The following is a 23,092-nucleotide window of genomic DNA, read 5'->3' as shown; positions in this document are numbered from 1 at the left end:
GCCGCGCCCCCCTCACCCCTTTGCCCCACCCCCCCCCCCCACCCCTCCCTCCTCCCCCCCCCCCCCCCCCCCCCCCCACGTCCGTTCCACGAATCGACCACGCGGTGTCGACATCACGTCGGCACCGCGTTTTCGCGTCCCACCGACGATTGAACTTTCCGCCCGCACATGCGCGGACTGACGACCGCACGTCGCATCGGCCATTGTCAACGACACGTTCCGGTGAACATTCTTACGACAAACGAAGGAGAGATTCCCTTTCGCCACGAATGTTCACCAATGCACGCCAAGATCACCCGTTAATTACTTGCGAGGTGGACAAGGTCCACGGTGAGTACGCGTAACAGGCCCGATTGACCCTCAGGGATGTCGTCACATCGGCCGCTTCCCGTAAGGCATTCAGGCTCACTACGGTCGATCCGGACCATCGAGAGAATCCGATTGGCGGTGTGAGCGGTGACTGTGACCGATCCGGACTTGGAGACCGAGCGACCTCGCTTGAGCCTCGGCACGGCGGCGGCGCGAAACCTCGCGACCACGACCAAGTCCGTTCCCCAAATGCAGGGCATCACCTCGCGGTGGCTGCTGAAAGTCCTGCCCTGGGTGGAGGCGAAGGGCGGTGCCTTCCGGGTCAACCGCAGGCTCAGCTACGAAATCGGCGACGGCCGGCTGACGTTCACCAACATCGGCGCGGACGTGCGGGTCATCCCGCAGGAGTTGACCGAGCTGGCGCTGCTGCGCGGCTACGAGGACGTCGAGGCGCTCGGCGCGCTGGCCGACCGGTTCACCCAGCGCGAGTACGAGCCCGGCGCGGTGATCGTGGAGGAGGGCCGGCCGCAGGACGCGGTGCACCTGATCGCGCACGGCAAGGTGAACAAGATCGGCCGGGGCGAGTACGGCGACCAGACCGTGCTCGGCTCGCTGGCCGACGGCGAGTACTTCGGCGGCGGCGTCCTGGCCGGGCCGCAGGGCGAGTGGGAGTTCACCATCAAGGCCGTCACGCCGGTGATCGTCCTGGTGCTGCCGTGGGAGGAGTTCGAGCAGCTCAACGGCGAGGCGGGCGGCCTGCGCGCGCACATCCAGCGGATGTCCACCACGGGCGGCAGGTCCAACGCCTACGGCGAGGCCGAGATCGACATCGCCTCGGGCCACGAGGGCGAGCCCGACCTGCCCGGCACGTTCGTCGACTACGAGGTCGCGCCGCGCGAGCTGGAGCTGAGCGTCGCGCAGACCGTGCTGCGGGTGCACAGCCGCGTCGCCGACCTCTACAACCAGCCGATGGACCAGGTCGAGCAGCAGTTGCGGTTGACCATCGAGGCGCTGCGCGAGCGCCAGGAGCACGAGATGGTCAACAACCGCGACTTCGGCCTGCTCAACAGCGCCGACCTCAAGCAGCGCATCCACACCCGCACCGGCCCGCCGACCCCCGACGACCTGGACGACCTGCTGGCCACGGTGTGGAAGGAGCCGACGGCGTTCCTGGCGCACCCGAAGGTGATCGCCGCGTTCGGCCGCGAGTGCAACAAGCGCGGCATCTACCCCTCGACGGTCGACCTCAACGGCCACCACGTGCCCGCCTGGCGCGGCGTGCCCGTGCTGCCGTGCAACAAGATCCCGATCACCAAGACCCGCACCAGCTCGGTGATGCTGCTGCGCGCCGGCGAGCACAACCAGGGCGTCATCGGCCTGCACCAGACGGGTCTGCCCGACGAGTACCAGCCCGGTCTGTCGGTGCGGTTCATGGGCATCAACGAGAAGGCGATCATCTCCTACCTCGTCAGCGCCTACTACTCCACCGCGATCCTCGTGCCGGACGCGATCGGTGTGCTGGAGCACGTGGAACTCGGCCGCGAAGACTGAACCAGTCCCCCCGACCAGATTGGGCAGCCCAAGTGACCGTGACAGACCCCGGCCTCGCACCGGAAGAGGCCGAGCAGCAGCGGCAGAGCCTGAGCACCGCGGGCGCGCGGAACCTGGCGAGCACCACCAAGTCCACACCCCAGATGCAGGGCATCTCGCCGCGGTGGCTGCTGCGCAAGCTGCCCTGGGTGAGCACCCAGGCAGGCACGTACCGGGTCAACCGCCGCCTCACCTACGCGCTCGGCGACGGGCGGGTGAGCTTCACCAGCACCGGCGCCGACATCCGGGTGATCCCGCAGGAGCTGCGGGAGCTGCCCGTGCTGCGCGACTTCCCGGACGACGACGTGCTGGTCGCGTTGGCCGACCGGTTCCGGCAGCGGGAGTTCCAGCCGGGCGACGTGCTGGTCTCGTCGGGCGAGCGGGCCGACGAGGTCTACCTCGTCGCGCACGGCAAGGTGAACAAGATCGGGCAGGGCAAGTACGGCGACGCGACGGTGCTCGACACCCTGGCCGACGGCGACCACTTCGGCGACGAGGTGATGTACGGCGGCGAGGTGGTGTGGGACTTCACCATCAAGGCGGTCACCCCGGTGATCGTGCTGGCGCTGCCGTGGCGGTCGGTGCAGGAGCTGAACGGGCAGGCCGACGCCCTGCGCGCGCACATCGACGCGTTCGCCGCCAACGCCGGCAAGCCGCAGAACAAGCACGGCGAGGCGGCGATCGAGATCGCCTCCGGCCACGAGGGCGAGCCGGACCTGCCGGCGACGTACGTGGACTACGAGCTCTCGCCGCGCGAGTACGAGCTGGAAGTGGCGCAGACCGTGCTGCGGGTGCACAGCCGCGTCGCCGACCTCTACAACCACCCGATGAACCAGACCGAGCAGCAGTTGCGGTTGACCATCGAGGCCCTGCGCGAGCGCCAGGAGCACGAGATGCTCAACAACCGCCGGATCGGGCTGCTGCACAACGCGGACCTCAGGCAGCGCATCCACACCCGCACCGGCCCGCCCACCCCGGACGACCTCGACGAGCTGGTGTCCCGGCGGCGCAAGACGGCGTTCATGCTGGCCCACCCGCGGGCGATCGCCGCGTTCGGCCGGGAGGCGAGCAAGCGCGGCCTGTACCCCGGCACCGCCGACGTGGACGGCACGCGGGTGGTCACCTGGCGCGGCATCCCGCTGCTGCCGTCGGACAAGATCCCGATCACCCCGCAGGGCACGACCTCCATCCTCGCCATGCGGATCGGCGAGAAGGACAACGGCGTGATCGGGCTGCACCAGCCCGGCATCCCCGACGAGGTGCAGCCCAGCCTGAACGCGCGGTTCATGGGCATCAACGAGAAGGCGATCGTGTCCTACCTGGTCACCGCCTACTACTCGGTGGCCGTGCTGGTGCCCGACGCGCTCGGGGTGCTGGAGCACGTCGAGCTCGGCCGGTCCTGACCGCACCGTCGTGCACGGCAGCCGGGCCGCCACGCCCGGCTGCCCCACCTCCCCCGCCCGCGCGTGCTCCGTGGCCGGGCGCATCCCCCGAACAGGAGCTGTGGCGATGACCGACCTGGACGTGAGCCGCGATCACCGGACCGCGCGCGAGGTGCTGGACTGGAGCCGTGCCGGGCTCGACCCCGCGATGCGCACGGCGGTGGACCGGTTGCCGGACTCGATGCGGGCGATCGCGGGGTACCACTTCGGCTGGTGGGACGAAAACGGCAGGCCGACGGGCGCGGACGCGGGCAAGGCGATCCGGCCGGCGCTCGTGCTGCTGGGCACGCAGGCGGTGGGCGGCGCGGCGCACGCGGCGCTGCCGGCCGCGGTGGCGGTGGAGTTGGCGCACAACTTCTCGCTGCTGCACGACGACGTGATGGACGGCGACAAGACCCGGCGGCACCGGCCGACGGCGTGGCACGTGTTCGGCGTGAACCCGGCGATCCTGGCCGGTGACGCGCTGCTGACGCTGGCGCTGGACGTGCTGGCGGGCAGCGGTCACCCGAAGGCGCAGCAGGCGATCCGGGTGCTGTCGGCCGCGGTGCAGCGGCTGCTGGACGGGCAGAGCGCCGACCTGGCCTTCGAGGAGCGCGACGACGTGCGCCTGGCCGAGTGCGTGCGGATGGCCGAGTGCAAGACCGGCGCGCTGCTCGGCGCGGCCTGCGCGCTGGGCGCGCTGTTCGGCGGCGGGCGGGCGGACCAGGTCGAGCACCTGCGGTCGTTCGGCGAGAAGGTGGGGCTGGCGTTCCAGTTCGTGGACGACCTGCTCGGCATCTGGGGCGACCCGGCGGTGACCGGCAAGCCGGTGTACTCGGACCTGCGCAACCGCAAGAAGTCGCTGCCGGTGGTGGCGGCGCTGACCTCGGACACGCCCGCCGCCCGCGAGCTGGACGCGCTGTACCACTCCGAGCAGCCGCTCGGCCAAGCCCAGCTGGCGCGCGCGGCGGAGCTGATCGAGATCTCGGGCGCGCGGGCGTGGAGCCAGGGCCGGGCGGACGACCTGCTGGCCCGGGCGCGGGAGCACCTGCGCGCCGCCGGGCCGTCCGAGCGGGCCGCGCGCGAGCTGGACGCGGTGGCCCGCCTGGCCACCCGACGCGACCACTGACACCCGCCTACCCAGGAGTGGCCATGGCTTTCCCCGTTGTGCTGCTGGCGTCGCCCCGGTCGTTCTGCGCCGGTGTGGAACGGGCGATCGACATCGTGGACCGGCTCCTGGACCAACGCGGCGGGCCGATCCACGTGCGCAAGCAGATCGTGCACAACACCCACGTGGTGACCGAGCTGGAGGCGCGTGGCGCGGTGTTCGTCGACGAGCTGGACGCGGTGCCCGACGGCGCGACCGTGGTGTTCTCCGCGCACGGGGTGTCGCCCGCGGTGCGCGAGGAGGCCGCGCGCCGCGGGTTGGACGTGATCGACGCGACGTGCCCGCTGGTGACCAAGGTGCACGCGGAGGCGAAGCGGTACGCCGCGCGCGGCGACACGGTGGTGCTGATCGGGCACGCCGGGCACGAGGAGGTCGAGGGCACGCTCGGCGAGGCGCCCTCGCGGACCGTGCTGGTGGAGACGGTCGCGGACGTGCGGGCGCTGGAGGTGGCCGACCCGACCAGAGTCTCCTACCTGACCCAGACGACGCTCTCGATGGACGAGACGGCCGAGGTGCTGGCCGCGCTGCGGGAGAGGTTCCCGGCGCTGCGCGGTCCTTCGTCGGCGGACATCTGCTACGCCAGCACCAACCGGCAGGACGCGGTGCGCGAGATCGCGCAGGAGGCCGACGTGGTGCTCGTGGTGGGTTCGCGGAACTCGTCGAACTCGGTGCGGCTGGTGGAGACCGCCCGCCGGATGGGCACGCCCGCGCACCTGATCGACGACGTCTCCGACATCCGGGAGGACTGGCTGGACGGCACGCGGGTGGTCGGGGTGAGCGCGGGCGCGTCCGCGCCGCCGCGGTTGGTGGACGAGGTCATCGAGGCGCTGGGCGCGTGGGACGTCCAGGTGCGCGAGACGGCGCGGGAGACGATCCGGTTCACCCTGCCCGCGGCGGTGCGCGGGGCCGGGCCCACCGCCTGACCGACCCCGACGGTGCGATCGACGGGCACGCCGGGTGCCCGGCCTGATCCGTTGGCGTGAGAACGTCCGGCGAGGCTGGAGGCGCGCGGAGGCTTCGTGGAAGGTTGTCCCATGCGATTCAGCTTCGTACTGCTGCCCGACTACCCGCTCGACGACACCATCGAGTCGATCAAGCTCGCCGACGCGTTGGGGTTCTACGCCTGCTACGCGGCGGACGAGACGTGGCACAAGGACCTCTGGCTGCTGTTCGCCGCCGCGGCGGACAAGACCGAGAACATCCGGTTCGGCCCGAGCCTGTCCCCGGTGACGCTGCGGGAGCCGTCGCTGATCGCCCAGGCCACCGCGACCCTCGACGAGCTCACCGGCGGTCGTGCCGAGTGCGTGCTCGGCTCGGGGAACTTCGGGCTGCTCGCCCAGTACGGCATCGACTGGGCGGGGACGAAGCCGTTGTCCCGGCTCAAGGAGGCGCACCACGTGCTGCGCACCCTGCTCGACGAGGGCTCGATCGACTACGCGGGCGAGTTCTTCCGCTACCGCGGTCTGTTCACCTTCGCCCGGCCCGTCCAGCGGCACGTCCCGGTCAAGCTCGGCGCGATGCGCGGGCCGAAGTCGTTCCAGGTGGCGGGCGAGCTGGCCGACGGGGTGCACCACGCGCTGAGCTACACCAGGTCCGCGTACGAGTACATGGTCGAGAACGTGCGGATCGGGGCCGAGCGGGCCGGCCGCGACATGTCCACTTTGGACTTAGGGGCGTGGGTCGTGTTCGCCACAGGCCCGGACGGGCGGGCTGCGAAGGACGCCGCGAGGGCGATGGTCGGGCTGTACGCGTCGTCGATGTCGAAGGAGCAACTGGCCCGCAACGGGGTGGACCCCGCGTCCCTGACCGACGTCATCGCCGCGGTGGGCGAAGGCCGGCTCGACCGGGCGTTCGAGCTGACCCCGCCCGAGCTGGCGGACAAGCTGTCGGTGGCCGGCACGCCGGAGGAGTGCGCGGACAAGCTCAGGTCCGAGATCACGTCGACCGGCGTCAACCACCTGATCCTCGCCATCACCGACGCGGCGCTGGTGAAGTCCTTCACCGGCATGGACCTGCCCGGCGTGGCCACGATGCGCGAGCAGTTGCGACTGGTGCACGACCACGTGATGCCGGTGCTCGGGGACCGGCCCGCCGGGTGAGCGGGACGCCCGGCCGGCCACGAGCAGACCGACCGGGCGCGTCACCGCTCACTCGTAGGAGATCGCCCGCAGGACGTCCAGCCGGGCGGCGCGGATCGCGGGCAGGATCGCCGCGACCACCCCGACGCCGGCGGCGATCAGCAGGTAGCCGCCCAGCTGCGCCCACGGGATGCCCAGGTCGGTGATGCCCAGGTCGCCGAGCGCCCGGACCGCCGCGGCGCCCAGCGCGGTGCCGACCACCAGGCCGAGCAGCGCGCCGAACACCGAGATCACCACCGACTCGACGGTGATCATCCGCATCACCTGCGCCCGGCGCATGCCGATCGCCCGCAGCAGGCCGAGCTCGCGGGTCCGCTCGATGACCGACAGCGCCAACGTGTTGATCACCCCGAGCACCGCGATGAGGATGGCCAGGGCGAGCAGGACCTGGATCATCAGCAGCACGGTGTCGAGCTGCGAGGCCTGCTGCCGCACGTAGGAGCTGAGGTCCTGGACGGAGACCTCGGGGTTGTCGGCGAACACCGGCTCGATGCCCCGGCGCAGGGCGGCGACGTCCGTGCCGGGGTCGGCCTTCACGAACGCGGTGTTGACCTGCGCCAGCGCGAACTCGCCGACGACCGACTCCGGCAGGAACACGGACTCGGTGACCATCCTGTTCTTGGCCAGCACGAACGCGACCGTGTACGTGCGCTCCCCGCCCTTGGTCGTCTGCACGGTCGCCGTGCTGCCGGGCTTCAGGCCCAGCGCGGTGGCCGTGGTCTCGTCGAGGCCGATCTCGCCGTCCGCGAGGTCGGCGAGCGTGCCGCCGGCCGCGCTGAGCCCGAAGACGCGCTGCATCGCGGGCACGTCGGTCGTCACGGTGGCGAACTTCCGCTGCCCGTCGATCAGGACGCCGTCGTTGTACCAGCCGAACGCGGACTCGACGCCCGGCGTGGCGAGCACCCGGTCGAGCCGGTCCGCGGTGAACGCGCCGCTGCTCTCGCCGTTGACCGACTCGCCGGAGATGATCAGGTCGGCCTTGATCTGCGTGTCGGCGACCTTGGTCATGCTGGTGGTGGCCGAGGTGAGCACCACGCTCACGCCGGTGATCAGGGCGATGCCGACCATCAGCGCGGCGGCCGTGATGGCGGTGCGGCGCGGGTTGCGGGCGGAGTTGCGCCTGCCGAGCGTGCCGGGCATCGACCACGCCAGCAGCTTGCCGATCACCGACACCACGGGCCTGCTGACCAGCGGCGTCAGCAGCGCGACGCCGACGAACGCCACCAGCAGCCCGGCCATGATCAGCCACAGCGTCCCGTCGGCGAACCCGAGCCCGAGCATCGCGCCGCCGGCCAGCGAGAGCACGCCGCCCCCGACGGTGAGCCTGGTCAGCGGCCGGTCCGGGGTGGCGGCCTCGCGCAGGGCCGCGACCGGCGCGATGCGGGACGCGCGCACGGCGGGCAGCAGCGCCGCCAGCACGGTCACCACGATGCCGACCGCGAACGACGAGATGATCGCCGAGGACGGCACCGCGATGCCCGCGAGCTGCATGCTGCCGCCGCCGACCGCGCTGAACACCGCGGCCAGCAGGGCGCCGACGCCGATGCCCGCGCCGAGGCCGACCACCGAGGCGATCAGGCCGATGACCACGGCCTCGACCACGACGGAGGCGATCATCTGCCTGCGGCTCGCGCCCATCGCCCGCAGCAGCGCGAGTTCACGGGTGCGTTGCGCGACGATGATCGAGAAGGTGTTGAGGATGATGAAGATGCCGACGAACAGGGCGATGCCCGCGAAGCCGAGCAGCACGTAGTTGAAGAACGCCAGGCCCTCGCCGATCTCGTCGGCGGACTCCTTGGCCAGCTGTTCGCCGGTCTTGACCTGGTAGGTGTCGCCCAACGCGGCCTGCACGCGGTCCCGCAGCACCGCCTGCGACACGCCTTCGTCGGCGCGCACCGTGATCCCGCTGTACGCGCCGGGCGCGGCGAGCAGGAGCTGTTGGGCCGCGGGCTGGGTGAACGCGGTGGTGAGCTCGCCGCCGAGGGAGTCGCGGTTGCCCGGGTAGCCGAAGATCCCGGCGACGGTGAACGTCCGCTTCGGCTCCAGGGTCAGCACGGAGATCGGCTCGCCGACGGAGAACCCGCCGGTCTTGGCGAGGTAGGCGCTGATCGCCACCTCGTCGTCACGCCGGGGCGCGTGCCCCTCGCGCAGTTCCTCCTGACCCCCGTCACGCCACGCGATGCCGACCCGCGGCGCGCCGGAGGTGGTGAGCACCTTGCCGTTCTCGCCGATGGGCCGGGCCGACCCGGCCACGTCGCCGACCGCCGTGCGGACACCGGCCACGGCCTCGACGGCCTTGACGTCGTCGGCGGTCAGGGTGCCGGCGCGGGCGGCCTCGGGGTCGTCCTGGTCGACCTTCGGCTTGACCGCGACCTCGACGTCCACCTCGGAGTAGACGGTGGCGAACAGGTCCTTGAACGACCGGTCCAGCGTGTCGGTCAGCACGAGCGACCCGGACACGAACATCACGCCCAGCACCACGGCCAGGCCCGACAGGACCAGCCGCAGCTTGCGCGCCAGCACGCTCTTGAGCGTCGCCTTCAGCATCACGCCACGACCAGCCGGTCGTCGCCGTCGAGGGCCTTCATGGTGTCGAGCACGGCCGCCGCCGTCGGGTCGTGCAGCTCGCGCACGATCCGGCCGTCGGCCAGGAAGATCACCCGGTCCGCGTACGAGGCGGCGTTCGCGTCGTGGGTGACCATGACGACGGTCTGGCCGAACTCGCGGGCGGAGCGGCGGAGGAAGCCGAGCACCTCCGCGCCGGAGCGCGAGTCGAGGTTGCCGGTGGGCTCGTCGGCGAACACGACCTCCGGCCGGGCCACCAGGGCACGGGCGCAGGCCACGCGCTGCTGCTGGCCGCCGGACAGCTGCGTCGGCCGGTGCGTGAGGCGGTCGCGCAGGCCGACGGTGTCCACCACGGTGTCGAACCACGCCCGGTCGACCTGCCGGCCGCCGATGGCCAGGGGCAGCGTGATGTTCTCCTCGGCGGTGAGCGTCGGCAGCAGGTTGAACTGCTGGAAGATGAAGCCGACCTGGCGGCGGCGCAGGTCGGTCAGGCCCTTGTCGCGCAGGCCGTTGACCTTGGTGTCCCCGATCCAGACCTCACCGGAGTCGATCGCGTCCAGCCCGGCGAGGCAGTGCATGAGCGTCGACTTGCCCGACCCGGACGGTCCCATGATCGCGGTGAACCGACCGCGGTCGAACTCGACGCTCACCCCGGCCAGCGCCGTGACCGCGGCCTCCCCCGTGCCGTAGGACTTCCACACGTCCACCGCTTTCGCGGCGGCACCCCCGTTGCGCGTCACCGGACTCCACCCCTTCGCACCGGACGGCACTCGCCGTCCACTCGGGGTAAATGTGGCCGACGGGCGGTTCGCGGCGCGTCGGGAATGACCCCGGAATCGCGGTCGGGGTAATTCCCCTAGCCCCGTGCGGGAAACCCGAACATCAAACCTTGGTCAACAACCGTTGTGAGAGCGCTCCAGCCGTCACTACCTTCGGTTGCGGCCACAAGCCGCTCGGTGGTGAGCTCATCGCCAGGACACCCGAAAACCCCGACGTGTTCTGCGAGGTAAGCGTGATCGCGAATCCCACACCCATCGGGTAGACCCCCGGCGGACGCCTGGGACGAGCAGTCCCAGGCGATCCGAAGCCGAACGACCGGCGAACGGACGGTGAAGATGTCCGATCATCCGATGCCTGCGCACAGGCCGCGCACCGCGTCGGACACCCCCTGGAAGCGACCGGGCACGGACCGTCGCGACGACACGTCGAACCTCCCACATACCGGGAAAACCGAGACAGGAGCGGTGATCGCTCGTAGGGTCTAGCGGCGTCGGCGACCCTGACCCCCGCTCGACCATGATCACTTCGACGGCTTTGAGGAGCTGGTGTGTCGACCCTCCGGGTGCGTCCCTACACCAGAACCGGCGGGCGGACGCGCTCCGCGACGACGCTGGCCATCGAGACCATCGTGACGACGAACGAAAGAGCGGCCAGAGACGCTCTCACGTCGACCGCGGAACACCGCATCATCAGCGACCTGTGCCGCAATCCGCATTCCGTCGCGGAAGTCGCGGCGACTTTGCGGTTGCCGCTCGGCGTGGTCCGGGTGTTGTTGGCCGACATGTCCGACATGGCCCTGATCAACGTGCACGAGGATCAGGCGATCGACGCCGCGGGCCGGCCTTCACTGGAGTTGATGGAACGCGTCCTCTCCGGGCTGCGCCGAATCTGAGCGTTCCCGCAGGACCTGCACGACGGCGGCCATGTCCTGCTTGCCGTGCCCCAGTTCCACCGTGCGACCCATGAGGGCCAGGCACTGGTCGATCAGCGGCGAGGAGACCCCGGCGGCGCGGGCGGCGGCGGTGATCAGCCGGGTGTTGGTGAAGACGTCCGCGGCGGCGGCCTGCGCGTCGAAGTCGTCGGCGAGCAGCTTGGCGGCCTTCGCCCGGGACACCTTGCTGGCCATCGGGCCCTTGTCCAGCACCTCGACCAGCGTGCCGAGGTCGAGCTCGTGCCGTTCGGCGAAGTGGAACGCCTCGACCAGGCCGGTGGTCATGGTGATCAGGAACAGGTTCACGGACAGCTTCATCAGCAGCGCGTTGGGCGTCGGCCCGCACGACACGGCCTCCGCGCACATCGGCGCGATCACGTCGCGGACCCGTGCCACCGCGTCCCGGTCGCCGGCGAGCATGGCGACGAGCTCGCCGGCCTCGGCCGGGCCGCGCGAGCCGGAGACGGGCGCTTCGACGTAGTCGCCGCCGGCCGCGCGGACGTCGGCGCCGAGGGCGTGCGAGTAACCCGGCGAGGTCGTGCCCATGTGCACGATCGTGCGGCCGGCGACGTGCCCGGCGAAGCGGTCCGTGCCGCGGTCGAGGACGGCGTCGATCGCGTCCTCGCCGGAGAGCATGAGGATCACGACCTCGGCGGCGGCGAAGACTTCGCCCGCCGTCGCCACGACCCGCGCGCCGGCCTCCCGCAGCGGTTGCGCCCGGTGCGGCGAGCGGTTCCACACCACGAGCGGCCGACCGGACCGGGCCAGGTTGAGCGCCATCGGCTGACCCATGATGCCGAGACCGACGAATCCGACCTCCACCAAGACCTCCCTCGCACGGCGGCACGGCGCCGCCTCCCTGGTGGGATTAAACGCCGTGCCGGCGGTGCCCGTCGCGAAGTGGTGCGCCGCGCGTGTCCCGGGCGATCGACTCGGGCGTTCCGGACGTAGGACCCGCGCGTTCCGGAGGTAGGACGCGTGCGGGTCAGGAGGAGGTCGGGAGGCGGACCAGGGTCGCGCCTTCCTTCGTGTCCCGCACGACGAACTCCGCGATGTCGTGCCAGCGCATGCCGACGGAGGCCTGCAACGTCACCGGGTCCTTGCCCGGCCCCGTCGTGGTCACCAGCCAGGAGCCGAGGACCATCGCCTCGCCGGTGCGCGACTTCGCCACCAGCTCGCACCTGGTGGGCCCCTTCGCGCCCTTCACCTCGACCTGCACCGACGTGCCCCACGGCTCGGGGCTGGCCGAGAGCCGCGCGAACACGCCGGTCGAGGGGTCGGTGCGGGTGATGGAGCCGGAGGCGTCCGGGGCGCCCTTCGCCACGTTGGACTGCTCCGGCACCGACGGCGTGGTGGGCGTGGCGACCGGGTCGGACGGTGCGGCGACGTACACCGACACGACCGCGGTCAGCACGACGAGCAGCGTCGCGGCGGCGGCGGCCAGCAGCGCGACGTTGCGGCGCTTGCGCGCCCTGGTTTCCGAGACCGAGTCGAGCATCGCGCGCACCGAACGGCCGTCTGGCCGTTCCCCCGCGTTGGCGCGCAGCATGCCGTTGGCGTCGGCCTCGTCGAGCAGATCGGGAAGTTCGGCGAAATCGCGCAGGTCGAGCGCACATCGACGGCATTGGGCGAGGTGGTTCTCGAACGCGTCGACCTCGTCCTCGTCGAGGACACCGAGGACGTACGCCGCCACGTCGACGTGGAACGGCTGCGAAGTCACCTGTTCAGCCCCGATCCTGCAAAGCACGCCGCAGGGCGCGAAGCGCGTAGTACACCCTGGACTTCACCGTGCCGGGCGGTACCCCGAGCACCGCCGCGGCTTCCCCGACCGTTCGATCTCGCAAGTACGTCTCGAGAATAGCCTCCCGGTGTTCCTCCGTCAGTCCGTTCATCGCTTCGGCTACGACTATGGCCGCCAGCGTGCGGTCCGCTTCGTCCCGCTGCGGGGCCTCGTCGGACGGCGTCAACTCCGACTCCTGCGGTCGGACGCTCCGCTTGCGACGGTCGTCGATGACCAGTCGCCGGGCGACGGTGAACAGCCAGGAGCGCAGCAGGACGGGGTCCCGCTCCAGCTTCTCGGCGTTGCGCCACGCCCGCACGAGCGTCTCCTGGACGATGTCCTCTGCCCACTGCCGGTCGCTGCCGGTCAACCTCATGGCATGCCCGAGCAGCGCGCTGCCGAACTCCTGGTAGAGCCTGCGGATCAGCTCGTCTTCCAGACTCACGTCCGGCCAACTGCGATCTCTCTGGGGGGAAGTGCTGCGTCTGTGCCGCGCCACGCCGAGCATCCAAGCGCGCCGAGGGCTTCCGCGTCGAGGGTTCGGCCGCAAAAAAAGTCGTCGATTTGTTCGTGAACCGTCATCGCATCGTGTCCGTACTCCACGGTATCCGCTTCAAAGGCTCGGACCCGGACACCGGTTCGCTAGCCCTTTCGGCGGACCCGCCGGCAGGAGAAAGGACCAACGATGCGAAGTCGACGTACCCGGAAAGCGTTGCTGCTGGTTCCGGCAGCCGCGGCGTTGATGCTGGTCAGCGCTTGCGGCGCGACCGGTGTCGACAACGTGGCGAGCCAGAACGCCGCGAACGGCGCCGGTTCCGGTTCGACGACTCTCCAACAGCAGCCGGAATTCGGCAAGGAGCCGCACCAGATGCTCTCGGCGACGGAGTCGAAGCAGGTGGGCTGGTTCGTCGCGGACGCGGGCGGCTTCGCGCTGTACCGCTACGACAAGGACACCGCGAAACCGTCGAAGTCCACTTGCGACGCCGAGTGCCTGAAGACGTGGCCCCCGGTGCTGGTCGGCGACCACACCATGACCTCCGGCGTCGACCCGACGCTGGTCGGGTCGGTGGCCCGCGCGGACGGCAGGAAGCAGGTCACGCTGGCCGGGTGGCCGCTGTACCGGTACGCGGGCGACAAGAAGGCGGGCGACCTGACCGGGCAGGGCAAGGGCGGCACGTGGTTCGCGGTGACGCCCGAGGGCAAGAAGGCGCAGGCCGACGACGGCGCGGCGCCCGGCCAACCGTCCACCGGCGACGGCTACTAGGACGAGAAACCCATGTCAGCCAAGCGTTTCGCGGCGGTCGCGGTGGCCCTGCACCTGCTGTTGGCGCCCGCGCTGCCCGGTGTCGCGCACGCCGACGACCCGCCGGGCGCGGGACCGGTGGAGCAGACGCCGCTGGGCCCGATCACCGCGCAGGACAAGGAACTCCTGGTCAAGGTACGGCTGGCGGGCCTGTGGGAGATGCCCATGGGCGAGGAGGCGCAGAGCCGCGCCGCCAGCACCCGGGTCAAGGAGGTCGGCGCCCAGCTGGCCGGCGACCACGCGTTCCTCGACGAGCGGGTGGTGCGGCTGGCGTCCCAGATGGGGGTCGCGCTGCCGGACGAGGCCAACGCCGACCAGCAGTCGTGGATGGCGGAGATGCGCGCGCGCACCGGCGCGGCGTTCGACGACTCGTTCGCCAACCGGCTGCGCGCCGCGCACGGCTCGATCTTCCCGGCCATCGCCACCGTCCGGGCGACCACGCGCAACGAGGCGATCCGGCAGTTCGCCCAGGTGTGCAACCAGATCGTGCTCAAGCACATGACCCTGTTGGAGAGCACCAACATGGTCACCGACATGGGCCTGTCCAAACCCGTGGCCGCCGGCGCCGCGCCCGGGAACGCGGTGGCCGCCGACCCGGTGCGGGCCTCGGCGCAGCTGCCGGCGGGCGGCCCGAGTCCCCTCTCCGTGCTCCTCATGTGCCTGGTGGGCGCGGTCGTGACGATCGCAATCCTGCGCCTGCTGCGGCCCCGCAACACCGTCAAGTGAAAGGAGGTGGTGGCCGGACCGACACCACGACGCGTCTCCCACGCGGAGAACTTCCACACCCTCGAAACCCGCCCGGCAGGTCGTGACCACTCCTGCGCGGCCCGCCGGGCGGGTCGGCCCGAACGGCGGCCGGCCACGGGTCGGCCCCCTCCCACCGCCTGCGAGTTCTCTCCCGCCATCTCGGAGGTACAGACCAGTGCTCACCCAGGTTCCGCTGCTGATCGCCCAGGCGACCGGCGGCGACCACGACGCCGGAGTGCGCCACGTGGCGCAGATCTCGGCCCGCCTGGCCTACGCGACCATGTGCGCCACCCTGTGCTGGGGCGTGCTGATCGCGACGGGCTGGGCCAACAAGATCTCCGGCAGACAGGGGTTGCGCAACAGCCACATGGTGCTGGCGACGATGGCCCTCACGTTCGGGTCGCTGCACGCGTTCGCGTTCACCCTGTTGCAGCTCGGCACTTTCCCGTACTTGAAGCTCCTGGTGCCGTTCTACGACGGCGGCCTGCTCCGGCACGCCCTCGGCATCCTCGGCCTGGAGATCATGCTGACCCTCGCGATCACCGCGGGCCTGCGCAAGAAGGTCTACTACCGCAAGTGGCTGCGGCTGCACCAGCTGGCCTACCCCGCGGTCGCCGTCACCGTGGTCCACTCCTGGTTCGGCGCGATCGCGAACGGCAACCTGGCCGTGCTGTGGTTGGCCGGCCTCACGATCCTGGTGCCGACGGCGACCATCGCCATCGCCCGCTTCCTGCCGCCGGACTGGCTGGTGAAGCTGGGCATGCTGGAGCCGGAGCCCGGTTTCGAGCCCGAGCCGGACGGCGCGGGCGGCAGCGCGCTGGACATCAGCGTCGACAACGAGCGCTGCCACCGCTACGGCATCTGCCAGGCCGAGGCGCCGGGGCTGTTCCAGCTGGTCGACGACGAGCGCCTGCGCTACGAGCGCAGGCCGCCACCCGAGCAGTTCGCGAAGGCGCGGGCCGCCGCGCGCGCCTGTCCGATGCGCGCGATCGAGCTGCGGGAGCGTGTGCGGTGAAGAACGAGGAACGCGTGGTCATCGCGGGCGGCGGGTTGGCCGGCCTGCGCGCGGGCGAACGGCTGCGCGAGCTCGGCTTCCGCGGCGAGATCGTCATCGTGAGCGCGGAGCGGCACCTGCCCTACCACCGGCCCGCGCTGTCCAAGGAGGCCATCAACGGCGAGCTGGTCGCCTCCGACCTGCGGCTGACCATCAGCCGCGAGCTGAACGCGGTGTGGCGGCTGGGCACGGCGGCGACCCACCTGGAGCCGGACCGGCGCGTGGTGGGCCTGCCCGGCGGCGAGGAGCTGGGGTACGACGGGCTGGTCATCGCGACCGGCGTCGAGCCGCGCCACCTCGCGGGCGCGCCGCGCCAGGACCCGCGCATCCACGTGCTGCGGACCGTGGACGACGCGATCGCGATCAAGCAGGCGATCAACTCGACGCAGGGGCTGGTCGTGGTGATCGGCGGCGGCCTCATCGGCTGCGAGATGGCCGCGTCGGTGAAGTCGATGGGCCGGGACGTGGCCATCGTGAGCCGGTCGTCCACGTTGCTGGGCAGCGCGGTCGGCAAGAACATCGCCGACACGGTCACCGAGGCGCACCGGGTGCGCGGTGTCCGGATGGCGATGGGCGTGAAGATCCGGCACTGGGTGCGCCAGGCGGGCGGGGTGGCGATCCACCTCTCCGACGGGCAGGTGTTCTTCGCCGCGGTCGTGGTGATCGCGGTGGGCGCCTCGCCGTCGACCGCCTGGCTGCGCGGGTCGGGTCTGGTGCTGGAGGACGGCGTGCTGTGCGACCCCACGTGCCACGTGGTCGGCGGGTCCGACATCGTGGCCGCGGGTGATGTCGCGCGGTGGCCGAACCTCCGGTTCGGAGGGCAGCCGCGTCGGGTGGAGCACTGGCTCAACGCGGTGGAAATGGGGCGGGCGGCCGCGGAGAACCTGTTGGCGGGCAGGGACAATTCGCGGCCGTTCACCCCGGTCCCCCGGTTCTGGACCGAGCAGTACGGCATGCGCATCCAGGGGTCGGGTCTGCCCGCGATGGGCACGGACACGACGACGTTGGCGGGATCGCAGAAGGACCACCGGACCATCACCGGGTTCGTCAACGACGGGCGGCTGGTCGGGATGGTCGGGTTGGACGCGCCGACGGCGATGATCAAGCTGTCGACGGAGCTGTGGCGGCAGAACCGGGTGACCGCGAGCGCACCCCGGCGCCGCCCGCCGCAGCCCGTGCCGCAGCCCGTGCCGCAGCCCGCGCCAGAGCCCGTGCCGCAGCCGGACGCCGCGCCCCCGACCGTCGCGCGGAACGTGCCGCCGAACGTGCCACCGATGGCCTCACCGGTGCGGCACGAGGAGTCGGTGCGGTTCGAGGCGCCGCGCACCGAGTCGGTGCGGTTCGAGGCGCCGCGGGCCAAGCCGACGCGTTCGGAGCAGTCGATGCGGTTCGAGGCCGTGCGCTCCGAGGCGTTGCGCCTGGAGAACGCCCTGCTCCAGGAGGCGGTCCGGTCCGAGGCCGCGCGCTCGAACGCGGCACGCGCGGCGTCGGCGCGCGCCGAACCGGCGCGCTCGGAGTCCGTGCGCTCCGAGCCCGGCCCGGCCCGCACGCAGTTCTCGGACCCGGTCGAGCTGGCCAGGGTGCCGCGGCAGCAGCAGGAGTCCCAGCCGCTGCCGCTACCGCCGTCGCACGCCCCGGTCGTGCGCTCGCGCGGGCAGAGCCGGTCGCTGGTCCGCACCGGACCGAAGGCGAGACCCCGTTGATCGTTACCTCGACGCCGTGCCGCCGTGATCCCGACCGCCGAGCATGTGCTCGCGGTCGTGGACCGGCGGCGTCCGGCCGGCCTGCTTCGCCGCACCGAAGGCACCGCACGACCAGTTGTTCACAAACTGTTCGCGTGGTGTGAAATATTCAGACATCAAGGACAGATTGACGCAAGTTTACCTGTCCGACAGGCTCCAGAGCCGTCCCCCAACCCGGTCTGGAGGTCCCTGTGCTCCGACTAGTGTCCTACCTGGCGTCGTTAGCGCTCGTCGCCGTGGTTCTCGTGACGGGTGGCGGCACGGCGCAAGCCGACGGCTGCTACACGTGGTCCCGCACCCTCTCGCAGGGAGCGTCCGGCGCGGACGTGCGGCAGTTGCAGATCCGCCTGTCCGGCTACCCGGGCTACGGCTCGGTGCTCGCGCTCGACAGCAGTTTCGGCCCGGCCACCAAGTCGGCCCTCGTGCGCTTCCAGCAGGCGTACGGCCTCGCGGCCGACGGCGTCGCCGGCCCGGCGACCTACTCCAAGCTCTACGCCCTGCAAGACGACGACTGCACGCCGATCAACTTCTCCTACGCGGAGTTGAACACGTGCAACTCCACCTGGTCGGGCGGCGCCGTGTCCGCCGCGACGGCGAAGGCCAACGCGCTGGTGTCGATGTGGAAGTTGCAAGCGATGCGGCACGCGCTCGGTGACCAGGCGATCCGGGTCACCAGCGGGTTCCGCAGCGTCGCGTGCAACAACGCGGTCGGCGGCGCGTCCAACTCGCGGCACCTGTACGGCGACGCGGTGGACCTGGGCGCGGGTCCGCACTCGCTGTGCCGCCTGGCGCAGCAGGCCCGCAACCACGGGTTCAACGGCATCCTCGGCCCGGGCTACCCGGGTCACGGCGACCACACGCACGTCGACCACCGGAGCAGCCGCTTCTGGTCGGCCTCGTCCTGCGGCATCTGACCGATCCGCCAGGGCACCGCACGGCCGCCCGCCGGTCCGCCCCCCGACCGGCGGGCGCCGAGCTCCGGATCCCGCCGGCGCCAACCCCTTCACCCGGTGGGATCCGCTGAAGCACCGCGGGCCGCGGACGGGCCTCCACACCCCGTCCGCGGCCCGCGGTGCGCCCGCCACCCGCGCTCGCCCGGTGGAACCGCTGGCCCGGCCCAGTAAGGTTCGGGCGGGCGAGACGAGGGGGCGCTATGGGGGCGCGGTCCGGCTTAGCGGACTTCGGGCGGTACGAGATCCGCGAGCTGCTCGGGCAGGGCGGCATGGGCGTGGTGCACCGCGCCTACGACACCGTCCACGACCGGGTCGTCGCGCTGAAGCGGCTCTCCGCCGCCGCGACCGACCACGAGTACCGGGCCCGGTTCCAGCGCGAGTCGCGCATCGCCGCCGCGCTCAGCCACCCGAACGTCATCCCGGTCAACGACTTCGGCGAGGTCGACGGCCACCTCTTCCTCGACATGATGCTGGTCGAGGGCACGGACCTGCGGCGCGCGTTGGGCGCGGGCGAGGTCGACCCGGTCCGGGCGCTGAAGGTCCTCGGCCAGGTCGCCGCCGCCGTGGACGCCGCCAACGAGCGCGGCCTGGTCCACCGGGACGTGAAGCCGTCCAACATCCTGATCGCCGCCGACGACCACGCCTACCTGGCCGACTTCGGCATCGCCCGGGAGACCTCGCCGGAGGCCACCGCGCTGACCCGGTCGGGCGACCTGATCGGCTCGTGGGACTACATGGCGCCGGAACGCCTGTCCGGCGGCGCGGTCGACGGCCGTTCGGACCAGTACTCCTTGGCGTGCGTGCTGTTCGAGTGCCTGACCGGCCGGCTGCCGCACCCGGCCACCGACCCCGCCGCGAAGGTCGCCGCCCACCTGTTGCAGCCCCCGCCCGCGCCCTCGGTGTTCAGCCCGACCGTCAGCCCCGGCCTGGACGCCGTGGTGCTGCGCGGGCTGGCGAAGGACCCGGCGCGGCGGTTCGAGTCGGCGACCGCGCTGATCACGGCGGCGGAGGCGGCCGCGTTCGGCGGCGACACCGCGCACGCCGCCCGGCCGACGTCGCCCGGCCCGGGTGAGGACCAGGACCGGCTGGTGCGCGCGATCCTCCGCTCCACGAGCAGGCCGCGCACCTCGCGCCCGCAACCGCAGGCCACCCCGTACCCGGGCCTGAGCGGGTTCGAGCGGGCCGACGCCGAGGTGTTCCACGGCCGCTCGCACGTCGTCACCGAGCTGCTCGTCCGCCTGGCGGAGCAGGTCCGCGGCGGTGAGCCGGTGGTGCTGGTCGGCGCGTCGGGCGCGGGCAAGTCCTCGGTGCTCAAGGCCGGGCTGCTGCCCGCGCTGGCCGCCGACGGCGACGAGACGTGGCCCCAGGTGGTGCTGACGCCGGGGGTGGACCCGGTCGGCAACCTGGCCGCCGCCATGGCCGCCCGCACGACGATCGACGCGGCGCGGTGGGCGCGGCTGATCCGCGAGTCGCCCGGCCGGTTCGGCGAGTGGTGCGCGGGCGTGACGCGGCCGGTGATCGTGGTCGACCAGTTCGAGGAGGTGTTCAACGCGCCGGAGGCGGACCGGTTGGCGTTCGCCGCCGCGTTGACCGCCGCCCGGCCCGCGCTGGTCGTGCTGGCAGTCCGGGCGGACCTGGTCGACCGGTGCATCGAGCTGGCGCCGTTGCGGCCCGCGCTGGCCGCGCCCGTGCTGCTCGGCCCGTTGGACGCGACCGGGTTGCGGCAGGCGATCGTCAGCCCCGCCAAGGACTTCGGCGTGGAGGTGGAGCCCGGCCTGCCGGAGCGGATGATCGCCGACCTCGGCGTGCGCGGCGAGATCGGCTACGACCCCGGCGCGCTGCCCCGGTTGGCGCACGCGCTGCGCGAGTCGTGGCTGCACCGCGACGGGCCGGTGCTGACGCTGGCCGCCTACCGCCGCGCGGGCGGCATCGACGGCGCGGTCTCGCGCACCGCCGAGGAGATCCACTCGGCCCTGGACCCGGTGGGGCGGCAGGCGTTGCGCGCGATCCTGCTGCGGCTGGTCGCGGTGCTCGACGACGGCGCGGTGGTCCGGGCGCGGGTCGACCCGCGGGAGTTCGCCGCGCAGCGGCACGTGCTGGACCGGTTGATCGCGGCACGGCTGGTGACCGTGGACGGCTCGGGCGCGCGGCTGAGCCACGAGGCGCTGTTCACCGCGTGGCCGAGGCTGCGCGACTGGATCGAGGAGGACCGCGCGGGTCTGGTGCAGCACCGCCGGTTCACCGACTCCGTCCGGGCGTGGGTCGAGTCCGGGCAGCACGACGACGACCTGTACCGGGGCGTGCGGCTGGCGTCGCTGACCGCGTGGCTGGAGTCGGCGCGGGACCGGGTGCGGTTGCAGCCGGTCGAGCAGGACTTCCTGGCCCGGTCGACGGCGGCCGAGCACGCCGGGCAGCTGGCGGCGCGCAAGCGCACGAACCGGTTGCGCGGCTTGGTGGTGGCGCTGAGCCTGCTGCTGGTGGTCGCGTCGGTGGCGGTCGTCGTGGCGACCCGGTTGCGGCAGTCCGCGCAGGCCGAACGGGACCGGGCGGACACCGGGCGGCAGCAGAACCTGTCGCGGCAGTTGGCGGCGGAGTCGGCGTTGGCCAGGACGGTGGACCCGCGGCGGGCGGCATTGGCCGCGTTCGGCGCGTGGCGGGCGAGCCCGACCGTCGAGGGGCGCAGCGCGCTGCTGTCCGCGACCACCGACGCCTACCGCGGCCGGATGACCGGGCACGTCGGCGCGATCAACGCGCTCGCGGTGAGCGAGGACGGGAAGGTCGCGGCCTCCGGCGGCCGGGACGGCACCCTGCGGCTGTGGGACGTGCCCTCGCGCCGTGAGCTGGCCGTGCTGGACGACAAGGGCGGCTGGTACCGGACGGTGTCGATGAGCGCCGACGGTCGGCTGATGGCCACCGCCGACCCGGACACCAAGAAGGTCGAGCTGTGGGACGTGCCGGCGCGCAAGAGGGTCTTCACCGTGCCGGGTCGGGCGGCGGACACCGCGCTCTCCCCGGACGGCGGCACGCTCGTCGCCTACACCGATCGCGGCGTGGTGCTGTGGGAGACGGCCGGGTTCACCGAGCGGGCGGTGTTCGCCGCCCGGCCCTCGATCCGGATGGCGTTCCTGCCGGACCCCGGGCTGGTCGCGTTGACCGACGGCAACGACGTCGCGGTGCACCGGGCGGGTGACGGCGCGCTGGTCGCGAAGCTGACCGGGCACACCGGCGAGGTGAGCGCGCTGGCGTTCGCGCCGGGCGGCGGGCTGCTGGCCAGCACGGGGATGGACGCGACGGTCCGGTTGTGGGACACCACGACGTGGACGGCGCGCCGGACGTTCAGCGCTCCCGAGGTGGGGCTGAGCTCGGTCACGTTCACGCCGTCCGGCTCGGCCGTGGTGGCGGGCGCGGTGGGCTCGAGCGTCTACTCGTGGGACCTGGCGACCGGCGACCTGCTGACCCAGTACGCGGCCGGGTCGGTGACCACGTTCGCGGTGGTCATGACCGCCGACGGCCACACCCTGCTCAGCTCCGACTCCACCGGCGTGATCACGGTGTGGTCCTACCAGCGGACGACGCTGGGCCCGCGTGACGCCGTCCTGCTCGGCACCGCGTTCCAGCCCGGCGGCGACCTGCTGGCCACCACCAGCGGCAACGGCGTGGTCCGGCTGTGGGACCACCGGAACTCGCGGTTGGCGCACGAGCTGAAGGCCCACGGCGACGACGCCTACGACGTCGCGTTCAGCCCGGACGGCGCCGAGCTCGTCACCGTGGACGAGAGCGGCCTGCTGGTGGTGTGGAAGGCGGCGACGGGCGCGGAGCTGCGCCGGTTCTCCCGGCCCGGCACGGAGTTCACCTCGGCGAGGTACAGCCCGGACGGCCGGACGATCGCCGTCACGGGCCGCACCCCGACCGGGTCGCAGGAGGACCGCGACGAAGTGCTCCTGCTCGACGCCGCCGACCTTCGGCTGGTCAACCGCCGGGCGACGACCCCGGAGCCGCGCAACACCCCGGTCAACGGGGTCGAGCCCAACTACCCCACCGGCATCTCGTTCCACCCGAACGGCCGCACGCTCGCGGTGACGTTGTCGGGCGGCCGGATCGGGCTGTGGGACCTGGTGGACCCCGGCACGGAGTGGACCATCCTGCCCGGCCACGACGGCGTGGCGATCGACGTCGAGTTCAGCCCGGACGGCTCCGTGCTGGCCACGGGAGGCGGTGACCGGCTGGTGAAGCTGTGGCGGGTCAAGGACGGCGTCGAGGTCGGCGTGCTCACCGGCAACGACGCGCCGGTGCGCCGGGTGGCGTGGAGCCCGGACGGCAGGACGTTGGCCACCGCGAGCCAGGACACCGTGGTGCGGCTGTGGGAGGTCGACGGCGCGCGGCAGCTGGCGCGGCTGGACCGGCACGGCGCCGAGCTGAACGACCTGGCGTTCGACCCGAGCGGCGAGCTCATCGCGTCGGTCGGCGCGGACGGCACCGCCCGGCTGTGGAACCTCGTGCCGGACCGCGCGGTCGAGGTGCTGTGCGGGTTGCTCGACCGCGAGTCGCTGGCCGAGGAGTGGCGTGCGCTCGGACCGGACCGGGGCGACCCGCCCGGTTGCCCGGAGTAGC

General features: G+C 72.2%; 17 protein-coding genes. 12 read left to right on the top strand and 5 right to left on the bottom strand.

From position 1 onward, the window contains the following. Positions 1 to 456: 456 nt before the first annotated feature. From ACZ7GX_RS06260 to ACZ7GX_RS06240, 5 genes are all read left to right on the top strand, one after another. On the top strand, positions 457 to 1,860 hold the full coding sequence (locus ACZ7GX_RS06260) for a family 2B encapsulin nanocompartment shell protein (RefSeq protein WP_498773444.1): 1,404 nt from the start codon (positions 457 to 459) through the stop codon (positions 1,858 to 1,860). Positions 1,861 to 1,892: 32 nt separating this feature from the next. Continuing rightward, entirely contained in the window at positions 1,893 to 3,302 is a 1,410-nt protein-coding gene (locus tag ACZ7GX_RS06255; RefSeq protein ID WP_498773442.1) for a family 2B encapsulin nanocompartment shell protein, read from the top strand. Between the two features lie 106 nt (positions 3,303 to 3,408). Further along, positions 3,409 to 4,449, top strand: a complete 1,041-nt coding sequence (locus ACZ7GX_RS06250) for a family 2 encapsulin nanocompartment cargo protein polyprenyl transferase (RefSeq protein ID WP_498773440.1) — start codon at positions 3,409 to 3,411, stop codon at positions 4,447 to 4,449. Positions 4,450 to 4,472: 23 nt separating this feature from the next. Further along, on the top strand, positions 4,473 to 5,411 hold the full coding sequence (gene ispH, locus ACZ7GX_RS06245; RefSeq protein WP_498773438.1) for a 4-hydroxy-3-methylbut-2-enyl diphosphate reductase: 939 nt from the start codon (positions 4,473 to 4,475) through the stop codon (positions 5,409 to 5,411). Between the two features lie 111 nt (positions 5,412 to 5,522). Beyond that, entirely contained in the window at positions 5,523 to 6,587 is a 1,065-nt protein-coding gene (locus tag ACZ7GX_RS06240; RefSeq protein WP_498773436.1) for an LLM class flavin-dependent oxidoreductase, read from the top strand. A gap of 48 nt (positions 6,588 to 6,635) precedes the next feature. Here ACZ7GX_RS06240 and ACZ7GX_RS06235 read toward each other — a convergent pair whose 3' ends face one another. Together ACZ7GX_RS06235 and ACZ7GX_RS06230 are read right to left on the bottom strand one after the other, a co-directional pair. Next, positions 6,636 to 9,173 carry an ABC transporter permease gene (locus ACZ7GX_RS06235; RefSeq protein ID WP_498773434.1) on the bottom strand — a complete coding sequence of 846 codons (2,538 nt, stop codon included), beginning with the start codon at positions 9,171 to 9,173 and terminating at the stop codon, positions 6,636 to 6,638. Continuing rightward, positions 9,173 to 9,931 (bottom strand): ABC transporter ATP-binding protein, encoded by a 759-nt coding sequence (locus ACZ7GX_RS06230; RefSeq protein WP_498773432.1) that lies wholly within the window; start codon positions 9,929 to 9,931, stop codon positions 9,173 to 9,175. Before ACZ7GX_RS06230 ends, ACZ7GX_RS06235 begins: the two co-directional genes overlap by 1 nt. Before the next feature lie 587 nt (positions 9,932 to 10,518). Here ACZ7GX_RS06230 and ACZ7GX_RS06225 point away from each other — a divergent pair. Continuing rightward, positions 10,519 to 10,863, top strand: coding sequence for a DUF742 domain-containing protein (locus tag ACZ7GX_RS06225; protein WP_498773430.1), 345 nt, complete (start codon positions 10,519 to 10,521; stop codon positions 10,861 to 10,863). Here ACZ7GX_RS06225 and ACZ7GX_RS06220 read toward each other — a convergent pair. The 3 genes from ACZ7GX_RS06220 to ACZ7GX_RS06210 all read right to left on the bottom strand — a co-directional run bounded on the left by ACZ7GX_RS06220 (position 10,816) and on the right by ACZ7GX_RS06210 (position 13,190). Continuing rightward, positions 10,816 to 11,727, bottom strand: coding sequence for an NAD(P)-dependent oxidoreductase (locus ACZ7GX_RS06220; RefSeq protein ID WP_498773428.1), 912 nt, complete (start codon positions 11,725 to 11,727; stop codon positions 10,816 to 10,818). The two genes, ACZ7GX_RS06225 and ACZ7GX_RS06220, sit on opposite strands and share 48 nt — an antisense overlap. 160 nt (positions 11,728 to 11,887) lie before the next feature. Then, entirely contained in the window at positions 11,888 to 12,622 is a 735-nt protein-coding gene (locus ACZ7GX_RS06215) for an anti-sigma factor family protein (RefSeq protein ID WP_498773426.1), read from the bottom strand. 4 nt (positions 12,623 to 12,626) lie between these two features. Beyond that, positions 12,627 to 13,190: a sigma-70 family RNA polymerase sigma factor gene (locus ACZ7GX_RS06210; protein ID WP_498773424.1), complete on the bottom strand. Its 564-nt coding sequence runs from the start codon at positions 13,188 to 13,190 to the stop codon at positions 12,627 to 12,629. Positions 13,191 to 13,367: 177 nt separating this feature from the next. Here ACZ7GX_RS06210 and ACZ7GX_RS06205 point away from each other — a divergent pair, with 177 nt between their 5' ends. From ACZ7GX_RS06205 to ACZ7GX_RS06180, 6 genes are all read left to right on the top strand, one after another. Next, positions 13,368 to 13,946, top strand: a complete 579-nt coding sequence (locus ACZ7GX_RS06205; protein ID WP_498773422.1) for a hypothetical protein — start codon at positions 13,368 to 13,370, stop codon at positions 13,944 to 13,946. Between the two features lie 12 nt (positions 13,947 to 13,958). Beyond that, positions 13,959 to 14,711 (top strand): DUF4142 domain-containing protein, encoded by a 753-nt coding sequence (locus tag ACZ7GX_RS06200; RefSeq protein WP_498773420.1) that lies wholly within the window; start codon positions 13,959 to 13,961, stop codon positions 14,709 to 14,711. A 196-nt stretch (positions 14,712 to 14,907) separates the two neighbouring features. Next, on the top strand, positions 14,908 to 15,747 hold the full coding sequence (locus tag ACZ7GX_RS06195) for a ferredoxin (protein WP_498773418.1): 840 nt from the start codon (positions 14,908 to 14,910) through the stop codon (positions 15,745 to 15,747). Continuing rightward, a complete protein-coding gene (locus ACZ7GX_RS06190) occupies positions 15,744 to 17,489 on the top strand; it encodes an NAD(P)/FAD-dependent oxidoreductase (RefSeq protein WP_498773416.1) in 1,746 nt (581 codons plus the stop codon). Before ACZ7GX_RS06195 ends, ACZ7GX_RS06190 begins: the two co-directional genes overlap by 4 nt. A gap of 230 nt (positions 17,490 to 17,719) precedes the next feature. Then, positions 17,720 to 18,442 carry a D-Ala-D-Ala carboxypeptidase family metallohydrolase gene (locus ACZ7GX_RS06185; RefSeq protein WP_498773414.1) on the top strand — a complete coding sequence of 241 codons (723 nt, stop codon included), beginning with the start codon at positions 17,720 to 17,722 and terminating at the stop codon, positions 18,440 to 18,442. Positions 18,443 to 18,681: 239 nt separating this feature from the next. Then, positions 18,682 to 23,091: an nSTAND1 domain-containing NTPase gene (locus ACZ7GX_RS06180; protein WP_498773412.1), complete on the top strand. Its 4,410-nt coding sequence runs from the start codon at positions 18,682 to 18,684 to the stop codon at positions 23,089 to 23,091. Position 23,092: the final 1 nt, after the last annotated feature.

Source organism: Actinosynnema sp. NPDC037264, from assembly GCF_055603705.1.
This window is presented reverse-complemented; position numbering and strand designations above follow the sequence as displayed.